Below are 12,771 nucleotides of genomic sequence, written 5' to 3'. Positions count from 1 at the left end.
TATGAAGAAACTGATGATATGCATGTCTGCAGCTCTGCTGTTGTCAAGTTGCGGACTCTATAATAAATACGAACGTCCAGAAGTGGATACCAAGGGTTTGGTGCGCGACACACAGTCGCTCACCGACACCCTGGCCGTACAGGATACCACCTCGTTTGGCAATATGCCTTGGCGCACAGTGTTTACCGATCCACAGCTGCAGGCGCTTATCCAGCAGGGACTGGATAATAATCCTGACCTGCTGAATGCGGCTCTCAATGTGCAGATGGTGAACGAGGCGCTGAAGATTGCAAAGTTGGCTTTCCTGCCCTCAGTGGCTGTTAGTCCACAGGGCTCGCTCACCTCGTTTGATGGTGCTGCTGCCACCAAGTCGTACTCGCTGCCCATCTCGGCCAGCTGGAATGTCGACCTGTTCGGCAATCTGCTCAGTGCCAAACGCTCGGCGCAGATGCAGCTCATCGCTACTAAGGATTATCAGACGGTAGTGAAGACCAATGTCATCTCGACTATCGCCAACCTGTATTACACCCTGTTGATGCTTGATCGCCAGCTGGAGATTGTGACCGATATGGAGCAGCTCACCAAGGAGACTTGGGAGAAGATGCAGTTCATGCACGAGAACCGTGCTGGCTATCGCTCTACCGCTGTTCAGAGTGCTGAGGCTGCCTACTATCAGGTGCAGAGTCAGCGTGTCGATCTGCAGCGCCAGATGCGTGAGACCGAGAACTCGCTCTCATTGTTGCTGGGTCAGCCCGGTCAGGCTATCGCCCGTGGAAAGTTTGCCGGTCAGAGTCTGCCCACCGAGCTCTCTACAGGCGTTGGCATCCAGATGTTGGCCAACCGTGCCGATGTGCATCAGTACGAGATGTCGCTGGCACAGTGCTTCTATGATGTGGAGACAGCCCGCAGCCGTTTCTATCCCAACATCACCGTTACCGGTACAGCAGCCTTTACCAATAATAATGGCATGGTAAACCCAGGTAAGTGGTTGCTCTCGGCTGTTGGTTCACTCACTCAGCCTATCTTCCAGCACGGACAGATTGTGGCTGGTCTGAAGGTGGCCAAGATGCAGTACGAGCAGGCTTACAACAAGTGGCAGAACGCTATCTATAAGGCAGGTAACGAGGTGTCGAACGCTCTCGTAGCCTACAACTCTTACAGTCAGAAGGCTGAGCTCGATGGCAAACGTGTAGAGGTACTTAAGAAGAATGTTGAGGACACCAAGCGATTGATGGAGTCATCGTCTAACACCACCTATCTCGAGGTGATTACCGCTCAGAGCAATCTGCTCAATGCCGAGATTAACGAGGTGACCGACCAACTCTCGAAGATGCAGGCTGTAGTAAGTCTTTATCAGGCTTTAGGCGGCGGTGCCAAATAGTTCAATGTTCAATTTTCAATTTTCAATGAAATAATTATGGCAAGCGAAATATCCCCCAAAGCTGAGATTAGCCCAAAGGCGAAGATTGGCGACAACTGTAAGATATTCCCCTTCGTGTATATCGAGGACGATGTGGTGATAGGTGACAACTGTATCATCTTCCCCTTCGTTAGCATCTGCGACGGCTCGCGCATTGGTAATAACAATAAGATCCACCAGGGTTCGGTGATTGCCGCCCTGCCACAGGATTTCAACTTCCGTGGTGCCAAGTCGTATGTGGAGATTGGTAATAACAATGTCATCCGTGAGAATGTGGTTATTAACCGTGGTACCAACAAGGATGGTGTTACCAAGATTGGTAATCACAACTTCCTGCTCGAGGGTACCCACATCAGCCACGATACCGTGGTGGGCGATAACTGCGTGTTTGGCTATGGTACTAAGATAGCAGGCGACTGCGAGATTGGTAACGGTGTTATCTTCTCGTCTGGTGCCATCCAGAATGCCAACACCCGTGCTGGCGACCTCTCGCTCATCCAGGCTGGTTGCACCTTCTCGCATGATGTGCCTCCTTATGTCATTGCAGGTGGCTCACCCATGGAGTATGGCGGTCCTAACACCACTGTGATGAACTACGCCGAGATTGATCCCAAGGTTCAGAAGCATATCGCCAACGCCTACCGTCTGCTGTTCCATGGAAAGACCAGTGTGTTCGATGTCATCAACCAGATCAAGGAACAGGTGCCCGACGGCCCCGAAATCCGTAATATCATCACCTTCCTCGAAAACAGCAAACGCGGCATCATGTGTAAATAATATGTATAACTAATTACATAATCCCTCAGCTCATCAACAGCTGAGGGATTTTTAATGGTATTTACTGTACGCATGACTGCACGGCTATGGTTCCGAGAACTGCGGTAATCACTGTTGCGATAAATTTAAGGACTTTAGCAACATTGGTCCAGTTAACTTTTGTCATAATTCGTTTGATTTTTAATGGTTATTTAATCCTCAACAGGTCCGCCGGACGTGTTGTCGCCACCGCCACCGGTATTGTCACCACTACCGGTGTTACCACCGTTGCTTGGTGTGGTAGAACCACTGCCGCTGGTGTTACCCGAGTTGGATGGAACAGTGGTTAGCTTACCGTTTACAAAGGTGGCCTTCTTCATAGTAGCCTCCAGGTTGAGGCTCTTACTCATCAGGTCGCCAGTGGCGCGGGCCTTCAGCTTCACTCCCTCGATGTTCTTACTCATGGTGAAGTCTTCCTCCTTCAGTGCCATCTCCTTGTTCTTAATGCCAAGGCTGAAGATGGCCAGGTCGTCGATCTTCACGTTCTTGCCCTCCAGCAGGAGCTCCTTGATACAGCCGATCATGTCGGTTAAGAGTCCCTTGATGACGCCCTTGGAGTAGGGCGAGTTGTGAGTACTCATGTGTTCTGCCAGAGCGTCCAGGTCGATAGTCTCCTCAACCACGTTCTTGGCGAACCACTTACCAAAACACTTGTGACTGGTAATTTTGATTTGCTGTAAAATGTAACGTAACATAATTAATGAATAATGATTAGTGAATAGTTGTCCGGAGGCAGGTCGATACAGTAGTCTTCTCAAATGTAACGCACCGCTTGAGGGGGAAGCAGCTTGGTTTTAGGCGATATCCCCATGGCACTGAGTATCGGTTGTCGTGTGGCAAGATAGCGGCTGAAGGTACGATACGAGACACCAGCCAGTTCGGCCAGCTTTGACTTGCTGATGAACAGATGCTTATTGTAGAAATTTACCATATTGATTGTGGTTGAAAAGTAAGTTGATTCTGCATGAAAAGTAACTTGATGACGAGGTAAAACTAACTTGTTTTTTTAAAACCATAATAATGTTAGTGTAACGAGTGTAATGAGAATATCAAACTTTTGTTATAGAAATACATTTGTTTCGAGGTGAATATATTTATATAGAGAAAGTTAGGAAATATCGCTGCACTCATTACACTCATTGCCATGAATCATGTTCGAAATGACGCGTTGACTCTCGTTGGCGTCCATTTCGAAAAGCTTGTAGAAACAGCCTTTGCTGTTACGTTCCGATCTATAGCCGAGCTTTTTCATGACGAGACTGACCTCAACAAGGGCAATCTGGTCGTCCTTTGTCGTAAATGAGTTGCTCGAGTTCTCGTGATAGTATGCCCTTAGTGCGGGTGGTAGCAGATAGCGGAAAAAGGTGGTTTTGTAGATGCTTTGCGGGCCGATGTTACATGCTTTTTAACATAGAGATGCCTCAAAACAACAAAAAAGGCTTGCAAAATGATGCAAGCCCATATAGTGTCCCCAGTCAATATGAGTTGAGTTGGAGGTTAATGTTACATTCTCTTAGTACGACGCGGTGCAGGGGATGCCGGCGGCGATGACACGGTCGCGGATGGCGTCGAGTTGCTCGTGGGTGGCTTTCTCCAAGCCTTGCGCAGGCGTCTCGCGGTCGATGGTGTAGATCATCACCTGCTGGGGCTTGATGGCCTTGACGGCTTCGAGCCAGGGTGCCACATAGTGCTCGCTGGTGTTGTCGATGCTCTCGCCGTTGCATGTGCCACGCATGAACATGGTCTGGATGATGACATGACCATTAAAGGCTTTCAATCGATCGATAATCTGGGCTACATCGTAGGTGCCGTTGGGATGATCAACCTTATTAATATATAAAGGATCTACGGTGTCGAGTTTCAGGATGTTATTATCTACCTTCATCAGGGCATCATGCACCTGCTGACGGTGGATCATCGTGGAATTGCTGAGTACCGATACCCTGGCGCTGGGGCAATACTGGTTGCGCAGACGGATCACATCGTCGATAATCTCGGCAAAATGCGGATGACAGGTGGGCTCGCCATTGCCGGCAAAGGTCAGCACGTCGGGCAGCTGACCTTCGGCACTCATCTGCTGCAATTTGGCTTCGAGCTTCTCGGCTACTTCCTGGCGCGTAGGCATAGGAAGGGTGGGGCGATGGTCTTCGTTGAAACCACACTCACAATAGATGCAGTCGAAACTGCACACCTTACCGTCGGCTGGCAATAGGTTGATGCCGAGCGAAATGCCAAGTCGGCGACTATGAACGGGCCCGAAAATGGGCGATGGATAAATAATGGTACTCATATCGGGTGCAAAGGTACGCTTTTTGTGAGATAAAAAGAACAAAAGACTAAAAAAATATTTGTTCATGTATGCTTATGTCTAAATTTTTGTGTATCTTTGCAGCCGAATTCGAATTTTTACGTACGTAAATTAATGAAAAGACGAAAAAATGATGCTGGCAACCGTCGCGGTGTGCAGTTGGTAACACTTTGCATTAGTACGGCGATGGTGCTGGTTTTGCTTGGACTGGTGGTATTTTCAGTCCAGATCTCTCGTAATCTGTCACAGTGGGTGAAAGAGAACCTTACCGTGACGGTGATGCTGAGCGACGACGTATCGGTGAACGGCGCAAAACTGTTGTGTCGCGACCTGTATCATCGTCCCTATTCAAAAAACATCGATTACATCAGCAAGGAACAGGCACTGAAGGAACAGAGCGAGGCGATGGGATCGGATCCGTCGGAGTTCTTAGGAGTGAATCCCTTCCCGGCAACGTTGGAGTTGCAACTGCACTCTGACTATGCCAACCGCGACTCGTTGAAATGGATTGCCAAAGAGCTGCAGAAGAACCCGAAGGTGACGGATGTGGCTTATCAGGTGGACCTGATGGACAGCGTGAACCAGAACCTGACCAAGGTGAACCTGGTGCTGCTGGCATTAGCCGTTCTGCTCACGTTTGTGTCGTTCTCGCTGATCAACAACACCGTGCGGCTGAGCGTGTATTCTCGCCGTTTCATCATCCATACGATGAAATTGGTGGGCGCTTCGTGGAGTTTTATCCGAGCACCGTTTATGAAACAGGCTTTGCTGGTGGGCGTGATTGCAGCGCTGATAGCTATCGCTGTATTGGGCGGTTGTGTGTACGGACTCTACTATTATGAGCCTAACATGCTGACCATCATCACCTGGCGCGAACTCGTGATTACCGCTGTGGCAGTACTGCTGTTCGGTATCATCATCACAGCTGCCTGCTCGTATATCTCGGTGAACAAGTTCCTCCGTATGTCGGCAGGAGAACTATATAAAATTTAGTGAATAGTGATTAGTGAATAGATATGGATAAAAAGAATTTTGCATTCGATAAGACCAACTTTATATTGTTGGCAATCGGCATGGTCATCGTGGTGATTGGCTTCTTGCTGATGGTAGGTCCTAACTCTACCGACACCACGTTCGAACCCGATATTTTCAGTGTGCGCCGTACCAAGGTGGCACCTGTGGTTTGTCTGTTCGGCTTTGTGTCAATGATATATGCTGTTGTTAGAAAACCAAAAGATTAATAATAAGATATGGATTGGATTCAGACTATTATTATTGCTATTGTAGAGGGATTGACTGAGTTTCTGCCTGTTTCTTCGACAGGCCACATGATTATAGCACAGAATCTGTTAGGTGTACCTCAGGGCGATCCCTTTGTACATGCCTTCACGTTTATTATCCAGTTTGGCGCCATCTTGTCGGTGGTATGCTTGTACTGGAAGCGTTTCTTTGAGTTTGATAATACACCTGCTCCTCAGGGTAGCTCGCTTTGGCAGAAGCTTAAGCATAAGTACAATTTCTACTGGATACTGATTGTGGGAGTGCTTCCTGCAGTAGTTATCGGACTTCTTGCCAAGAAGTCTGGCTTGCTCGACTGGCTGCTTGATAGCGTAGAGGTAGTTGCTATCATGCTGGTTCTGGGTGGTGTGTTCATGCTCTTCTGCGACAGACTGTTTAATAAGGGTAGCGAGGATAATAAGGTCGACGAGCGTCGTTCCTTCATGATTGGTCTTTTCCAGTGTATCTCTGTGATTCCTGGTGTATCTCGTTCGATGGCTACCATCGTAGGAGGTATGACTCAGGGACTTACCCGCCGTCGTGCTGCCAAGTTCTCATTCTTCCTGGCTGTGCCAACTATGGCTGGTGCTACACTGCTCGATTTGCTCGACCTGCTGAAGGAAGATACTGCATGGGCCACAAGCCACAACATCACTATGCTTATACTTGGTAGTGTAATTGCGTTTGTAGTGGCTCTTCTGGCCATGAAGTGGTTTGTAAACTACATTACCAAATACGGATTCAAGGCTTTTGGTATCTATCGTATCGTGGTAGGTAGTATCATTATTATAATGCTTCTCATGGGGCAGTCACTAGCAATGGTTGATTAATGAATTTCCAGGAAGGAGCATATATCTATATTAATAAGCCCTATCGCATGTCGAGCTTTGGGGCGCTGGCACATATCCGTTATGTGCTGTCGAAACGCTTGCATGTGAAACGTGTGAAAATGGGACATGCCGGCACGCTCGATCCCCTGGCTACAGGTGTGTTAGTGCTGTGTACCGGCAAGGCCACCAAACAGATTGAGGTTCTGCAGCAGCACTCCAAGGAATATACGGCTACCCTGCAGTTAGGTGCCACTACGCCCAGTTACGATTTGGAGCACGAGGTGGATCAGACCTATCCCACTGGTCATATCACCCGAGAGCTGATAGAGCAGACACTGCCTAAGTTTGTTGGTGATATCATGCAGCGTCCGCCGCTGTTCTCTGCCTGTAAGGTGGGGGGCGACCGTGCGTACGAACTGGCCCGCAAGGGTAGCGATCACCAGTTGGCCGAGAAACCGGTGCGTATCGATGAGATCGAACTCGTGGATTTCGATCCTGAGAAGATGCAGCTGCAGATACGTGTGGGCTGTGGAAAGGGTACCTATATCCGCTCGCTGGCCCGTGACATCGGTGAGGCTTTGGGCAGTGGTGCCCATCTGACAGCACTCTGTCGTACCCGTGTGGGTGATGTCAGACTGGAGGACTGTCTCACCTTCGATGAGTTTCCTGCATGGCTGGAAGAGAATTTGAGTGAAGACCTCGATTGAGTGAAGAGTGATTAGTGAATAGTGAAATTATTAAAATATGAAGTTATCACAGTTTAAGTTTAAGTTACCTGAAGAGCAGATTGCGCTCGAGCCGCCATTCCACCGCGACGAGTGCAAGTTGATGGTGTTGCACCGTAAGAGTAAGCGTATCGAGTCGGGACTTGATTTCCGTAATATTCTCGATTACTTTGATGAGGACGATGCCTTTATCTTTAACGACACGAAGGTGTTCCCTGCCCGTCTGTACGGTACCAAGGAGAAGACCGATGCCAAGATTGAGGTGTTCCTGCTGCGTGAGCTGAATGCTGATCAGCGTCTGTGGGATGTGCTGGTTGAGCCTGCCCGTAAGATCCGTATCGGCAACAAACTGTTCTTCGAGGAAGATGGACCCATGGTGGCTGAGGTGATTGATAACACTACCAGCCGTGGTCGTACGCTGCGTTTTCTCTATGACTGTCCTCACGATGAGTTCAAGGAGATGCTCTTCGGACTGGGTGAGGCTCCGCTGCCACGTTATATCATCGACCGCCGTCCGGCTAACGAGGAGGATATGACTAACTTCCAGACTATCTATGCCAAGAACGAGGGTGCTGTGACTGCACCTGCCACTGGTCTGCACTTCAGTCGTGAGCTCATGAAGCGCATGGAGATCAAGGGTATCAACTTTGCCTTTATCACCTTGCACTGCGGATTGGGCAACTTCGATGCCATCGAGGTGGAGGATCTCACCAAGCATAAGATGTCGAGCGAGCAGATGTTTATTCCTAAGGAGGCTTGCGATATTGTGAATACTGCCAAGGAGAATGGTCACCGTGTGTGCTGCGTAGGTGTGAGCACCGCCCGTGCCACCGAGAGTGCAGTAGGTACCGACGGTATGCTGAAGGAGTTTGAGGGATGGACCAACAAGTTCATCTTCCCACCATACGAGTTCGGCTTGTGCAACTCGATGATCGGTAATTTCTATCACCCTGAGTCGCCTATGATGATGACCGAGGCTTCGTTTGTAGGCTATGAGCTGCTGTACGAAGGCTATCAGCGTGCCCTCAAGGAGGGATATAAGTTCGGTTGCTATGGCGATGCTATCCTGATGCTGGACGACTAATTAGTGAATAGTGAATAGTGAATAGTGAAGAGTTACATCGGGTATTCCTGAGTCTGGGGAGTAATCTCGGCGACAAGGAAGAGAATATCCGTAAGGCTATATCGCTTATCGGCGAGAGAGTAGGACTGGTGCTGCGCCAGTCCTCTCTTATTTCGACCGAGCCCTGGGGGTTCGAGTCGGATAACCGTTTTGTCAATGCAGCTGTGCTTTGTGAGACCATGTTGTCGCCTCGCGAGGTGCTGCTCGCCACGCAGCAGATTGAGCGTGAATTAGGACGCACGCATAAATCGGTTGGCGGTCACTATGCCGACCGCCTGATAGATATAGACATTCTGCTATATGACGATCTGAGGGTGGATGAACCCGACTTGCAGATTCCCCACCCCCTGATGTTGAAGCGCGACTTTGTGATGATCCCGCTTCGCGAAATTAGAGATTGAATTGATAAAAATTAAAATCTATAGTCTAAACCTACGCCAATCACGTGGTTGGTGCGGCTGTAGACTTCTGAGCCATAGCTGGCTGGCTTGTTGTAGTCGCTATACAGGGTGCAGAAGTAGCTGACGTTCAGACGCATCTTGTCGTTGATGTTCCAGGCACCACCGCAACCTACGCTGTAGCTGTCGCAGGCGAATGAGGTATCCTTCTGATAGTTGTCAGAGAGACCGTAGTCGGTACGCTGACCACCGCAGCTGATGGTGAACTTATCGTTGATGTCGTACTCTACACCTGCCAGAATCTCGTGGGTGCCATGCTCCAGCTCCTTCTGACGGTTGCCTGCCATCTTGGCGTGCTTGTCATCGAAGAAGTGGTATTCTACTGCACCGCGCAGTTTGGGCGAGAATTCATAACCTACTGCAGCTACAAAGAGCGAGGGCATATCGTAGCGGGTCTTCACACCGTCCTGGTATTCGGCTGTGTAGGTGCCGAGGGTAGTGGCAATCTGTTGCAACGCAGCAGGATTGCTCTGCATCAACATGGCCTGAAGGTTTGTGCCAAGACCAGCGTTCAGGGTGTTGGTCTTGTTCTCGGTCTCAATCTTGGTGCGGAACTCGTAGCGGGCACCGATAGTGAGTGGACCGTTGTGGTAGTCGAAGCTTACGATGGGCGCGAAACCCCAACCACGCTGATCAACATCGAGTGCGAGTGTGGTCAGATCGCCTAACTGAGCATGCTCGTTGGCTAATACGTGACCACGGTAGTAACCGTCGTAGTAGTTGGCACGCAGTCCGATTGAAGCCGAGAAGTTGTCGTTGATCTTGCGGGTGATGTTAACCTGACCGCCGTAGATGTATTGTTTGCCCTTCATCTCAGAGTCAATCTTATAGCTGTTCGGGGCGATGTTCATCTGACCTAACATGCCTTGTACGAGCATGTTGAACATGGGTACACCCTCTTTGTACTCTACGAAACCGCCACTTCCCACGATACCAATCATGGTAGAGAATGCCCAGTTTCCTTTTTTGTATGAGGCGAACAGAGCAGGCACGATGGGGGCAGAGGCTTTACCTTCAAACTTCTGACTGCCAGCTGTTGTTACTGCCTCGATGTTACGATACTGCCAAGGCTTCTGGAAGTTCAGGGAAAACTGGAATCCCTCGTGGCCCCAAGCCAGGCCAGCAGGGTTGCTGTAGGCTGCATCAATTTCGGTTGATGCTCCACGTGCAAACATACGGTCGAATGCTATGTGATAATTTGTGTTGGTCATGAGTCCACCAGCGTGGACAGTGGCTGTTGTAGCCATAGCCAATAAGGCTAAAATAAATAATTTTCTCGTCATTTTCTTCAGATTCTAATGAATTTCGGCTGCAAAGGTAGCCAAAAAAATATAGAAAAGCGAAAAAATGACGAGAAAAATACGCAAAAAGAACAATTTTTATACGGCTCGTTCGTTAAAACGGTCCAAAAGCCACTGTTTCTGTTCTGCAATGGTCATGTGACTGTTATCCAACTCAAGGGCATCGTCGGCTTTGCGTAGTGGACTTACCTCACGGTGTGAGTCGATATAATCGCGTTCCTGAACGTTCTTCAGGATGTCCTCATAGTCGGCAGGCATGCCTTTGGCTTTCAGCTCGTCGAAACGACGCTGGGCACGAACCTCGGCCGAGGCTGTGACAAAAATCTTCAGTTCGGCATCGGGGAATACCGTGGTACCGATGTCACGTCCGTCCATCACCACGCCTTTGTCCTTACCCATCTGCTGTTGTTGGGCTACCATGGCTGTGCGTACGAAACCTACAGCTGCTATGGGGCTGACGTGGCTGCTCACCTCAAGACTGCGGATCTCCTGCTCCACGCACTCATTATTAAGATAGGTGTCGGGGCGACCGGTCTCGGGGTTGAACTTGAACGAAATCTGGATGTTGGGCATTTCCTGTTCCAGTTCGGCGGTCTTCACGCTACCGTCTTCGTTAAACAGGTTATGGCGCAGGGCGTAGAGTGTTACGCTACGGTACATGGCGCCTGTGTCTACATATACATAGCCCACCTCGCGGGCCAGGTCTTTGGCCATCGTGCTTTTACCGCACGAACTGTGGCCGTCGATTGCAATTGTTATCTTCTTCATAATGTGTATGATATGTTAATCAGTAGTGATGAGGTGCTGACGTGGTATTTGCCCCAGCCTAAATGGAGCTTGAACCGCTGGAGCGACAGACCGGCTCCCAGCGAGAGGCCTGCACCGTGGGCAGCTGCACCTTCGTCGTCGGTAATCTTCATCTGTTGTGAACGGCGGAAGTTATAACCTGCTGCCAGATAGATGTTGTCGCCTATCAGCACGTCGGCACCGACGGCTAAGTGGCGCCCGAAACCTTCGTCCCAGTTGGTCAGACGGCTCAGGGTGGCGTGGAACCGGAAGGGTGAGTTGATGAGGCGTTTGCTGACACCTACCTGTAGGTCGAAGGGGATGCGCTCAAACTTATCATCGTAAGCCTTGACCTGTCCGCCTAAGTTACGCGCTACAGCCGAGAGACTCCAGCCATGGGCGTCGTCGAGGTAGTTCACACCTAAGTCGACACCCACACCCAGCGAGTTGTAGCCGGCGATAGTCGAGGTGATGAACTTAGCTGTAATACCACCGCTGATACGGTTGGTGAGCTCGTAGGCAAAGGTGCCACCGATGGCTATGTCGTGGGCCTTGAAATCGCCTAAGTCCTCATTAAAGCGGGTTGTCTGTCTGATGCTGCCGTAGTCCATGAGCTGTGCCGATACGCCCCACGAGGCCCGTTCGCCAGCCAGACGCACAAACGAGGCGCTCACTGTCTTGGCGCCTTCCATATAGGTCATGTAGTTCAGGTTCAGCGTCTTATCGCTGACACCGCTAATCAGCGCCGGGTTATGGAATATCAGGGTGACATCGTCGGCTATCAGCGATATGTTCTCGCCGCCCAGCGCTGCCACATGGGCACTAACTGGCAGTCGCAGGAAGTTGTACACCGTCTCGCTCTCTTGCGCTTCGACTGCTGTCGATGCACAAGCTAACAGGGTGGTTATTACGATGCTTCTGATGTTCATTTCTCCTATTTTGGTCGCAAAGATAGCAAAAAAACTTAATATATTCCGCATTATATGGAAAAAATCACTATCTTTGCAGTCGGTTTTAATATATTCAGGATGGAAGTCAAGAAGAGCCGCGAAGCGGATTTGGAACAAAAGCGCACACAGGGGTTCCTGTTGGGACTGATTGTGGTGCTGGCTTCGCTGTTCGTGGCACTTGAATGGAACAGCGGCGGTAGCGGCTGGTCATTTTTCGACGATGACGACAGCCTGGATGCCGAGGTGGAGCTCTCGCCGCTGAAACGCGATAAGGACGAGGTGCCGATGATGATGCCACAGGAACGGAAAGTGGAGAAACAGGAGTCGCAACAGCTCCATCTGGTTGATAATGATGTGGAGCTTGCACCAGAGCCCATCCTGCAGGAGGAGACAGAACAAGAAGAACCCACCTTGAAGGCGGAGGAAGAGAAACCGCAGGTGGTGGATATGTACGATGAGCCAATCGACTTCCGTGTAGTCGAGGACCTGCCGCAGTTTCCCGGTGGCGCGGCAGAGTTTATGAAGTGGCTCACTAAAAACTTAAGATATCCCCCTTCGGCGCAGCAGCGCAAGATCAAGGGGAGGGTAGTGGCACAGTTTGTGGTTAACAAGGATGGCTCGGTGACCGACCTGCAGGTGGTTCAGCCTTTGGAGCCTGCCTGCGATGCCGAGGTGCTGCGAGTACTCAAGACCATGCCCCAGTGGAAGGCTGGCATGATGGATGCCAAGCCGTGTCGCACCATGGTCTGCATACCAGTTGTATTTAACTTATAAGT

General features: G+C 50.1%; 16 protein-coding genes. 9 read left to right on the top strand and 7 right to left on the bottom strand.

The genetic code is table 11. The annotated features are described in order from the left end of the window. Position 1 precedes the first annotated feature (1 nt). The gene (locus T495_RS0107515) at positions 2-1,381 is read left to right on the top strand and encodes an efflux transporter outer membrane subunit (protein ID WP_028902200.1); all 1,380 of its coding nucleotides are present in this window, start codon (positions 2-4) and stop codon (positions 1,379-1,381) included. A 36-nt stretch (positions 1,382-1,417) separates the two neighbouring features. Continuing rightward, positions 1,418-2,197: an acyl-ACP--UDP-N-acetylglucosamine O-acyltransferase gene (gene lpxA / locus T495_RS0107510; protein WP_033148201.1), complete on the top strand. Its 780-nt coding sequence runs from the start codon at positions 1,418-1,420 to the stop codon at positions 2,195-2,197. Between the two features lie 61 nt (positions 2,198-2,258). Here the strand turns inward: lpxA and T495_RS16355 are convergent, their stop codons facing one another. The 4 genes from T495_RS16355 to T495_RS0107500 all read right to left on the bottom strand — a co-directional run bounded on the left by T495_RS16355 (position 2,259) and on the right by T495_RS0107500 (position 4,526). After that, the gene (locus T495_RS16355) at positions 2,259-2,363 is read right to left on the bottom strand and encodes a smalltalk protein (protein WP_155949980.1); all 105 of its coding nucleotides are present in this window, start codon (positions 2,361-2,363) and stop codon (positions 2,259-2,261) included. Between the two features lie 25 nt (positions 2,364-2,388). Further along, positions 2,389-2,931, bottom strand: a complete 543-nt coding sequence (locus T495_RS0107505; protein WP_051651920.1) for a DNA-binding protein — start codon at positions 2,929-2,931, stop codon at positions 2,389-2,391. A 59-nt stretch (positions 2,932-2,990) separates the two neighbouring features. Next, positions 2,991-3,167 (bottom strand): hypothetical protein, encoded by a 177-nt coding sequence (locus T495_RS15865; RefSeq protein WP_155993518.1) that lies wholly within the window; start codon positions 3,165-3,167, stop codon positions 2,991-2,993. 582 nt (positions 3,168-3,749) lie between these two features. Next, on the bottom strand, positions 3,750-4,526 hold the full coding sequence (locus T495_RS0107500) for a radical SAM protein (RefSeq protein ID WP_033148200.1): 777 nt from the start codon (positions 4,524-4,526) through the stop codon (positions 3,750-3,752). A gap of 132 nt (positions 4,527-4,658) precedes the next feature. Between T495_RS0107500 and T495_RS0107495 the strand changes: the two genes are divergently transcribed. The 6 genes from T495_RS0107495 to folK are packed head-to-tail and all read left to right on the top strand — an operon-like array spanning position 4,659 to position 8,901. Continuing rightward, complete coding sequence (locus T495_RS0107495) at positions 4,659-5,537, top strand: ABC transporter permease (RefSeq protein ID WP_033148199.1); 879 nt, start codon at positions 4,659-4,661, stop codon at positions 5,535-5,537. 23 nt (positions 5,538-5,560) lie between these two features. Continuing rightward, positions 5,561-5,785, top strand: coding sequence for a DUF3098 domain-containing protein (locus tag T495_RS0107490; RefSeq protein ID WP_028902206.1), 225 nt, complete (start codon positions 5,561-5,563; stop codon positions 5,783-5,785). 9 nt (positions 5,786-5,794) lie between these two features. Beyond that, positions 5,795-6,652 carry an undecaprenyl-diphosphate phosphatase gene (locus T495_RS0107485; RefSeq protein WP_033148198.1) on the top strand — a complete coding sequence of 286 codons (858 nt, stop codon included), beginning with the start codon at positions 5,795-5,797 and terminating at the stop codon, positions 6,650-6,652. Then, on the top strand, positions 6,652-7,359 hold the full coding sequence (truB, locus tag T495_RS0107480) for a tRNA pseudouridine(55) synthase TruB (RefSeq protein WP_033148197.1): 708 nt from the start codon (positions 6,652-6,654) through the stop codon (positions 7,357-7,359). Before T495_RS0107485 ends, truB begins: the two co-directional genes overlap by 1 nt. A gap of 37 nt (positions 7,360-7,396) precedes the next feature. Beyond that, entirely contained in the window at positions 7,397-8,461 is a 1,065-nt protein-coding gene (queA, locus tag T495_RS0107475; protein WP_028902209.1) for a tRNA preQ1(34) S-adenosylmethionine ribosyltransferase-isomerase QueA, read from the top strand. Positions 8,462-8,478: 17 nt separating this feature from the next. Beyond that, a complete protein-coding gene (folK, locus tag T495_RS0107470) occupies positions 8,479-8,901 on the top strand; it encodes a 2-amino-4-hydroxy-6-hydroxymethyldihydropteridine diphosphokinase (protein WP_033148196.1) in 423 nt (140 codons plus the stop codon). Positions 8,902-8,912: 11 nt separating this feature from the next. Here the strand turns inward: folK and T495_RS0107465 are convergent, their stop codons facing one another. The 3 genes from T495_RS0107465 to porQ form a co-directional block, all read right to left on the bottom strand. Continuing rightward, on the bottom strand, positions 8,913-10,241 hold the full coding sequence (locus T495_RS0107465) for an OmpP1/FadL family transporter (protein ID WP_231495066.1): 1,329 nt from the start codon (positions 10,239-10,241) through the stop codon (positions 8,913-8,915). A gap of 96 nt (positions 10,242-10,337) precedes the next feature. Beyond that, on the bottom strand, positions 10,338-11,027 hold the full coding sequence (cmk, locus tag T495_RS0107460; protein ID WP_033148195.1) for a (d)CMP kinase: 690 nt from the start codon (positions 11,025-11,027) through the stop codon (positions 10,338-10,340). Next, positions 11,024-11,974: a type IX secretion system protein PorQ gene (porQ, locus tag T495_RS0107455; protein ID WP_051651919.1), complete on the bottom strand. Its 951-nt coding sequence runs from the start codon at positions 11,972-11,974 to the stop codon at positions 11,024-11,026. The genes cmk and porQ overlap by 4 nt, the downstream gene beginning before the upstream one ends. A gap of 99 nt (positions 11,975-12,073) precedes the next feature. On the opposite strand from porQ, the gene T495_RS0107450 reads away from it, so the two are divergent. Further along, positions 12,074-12,769 carry an energy transducer TonB gene (locus T495_RS0107450; protein ID WP_028902214.1) on the top strand — a complete coding sequence of 232 codons (696 nt, stop codon included), beginning with the start codon at positions 12,074-12,076 and terminating at the stop codon, positions 12,767-12,769. Positions 12,770-12,771: the final 2 nt, after the last annotated feature.

Source organism: Prevotella sp. P6B1 (assembly GCF_000702825.1).
Lineage (GTDB): Bacteria > Bacteroidota > Bacteroidia > Bacteroidales > Bacteroidaceae > Prevotella.
This window is presented reverse-complemented; position numbering and strand designations above follow the sequence as displayed.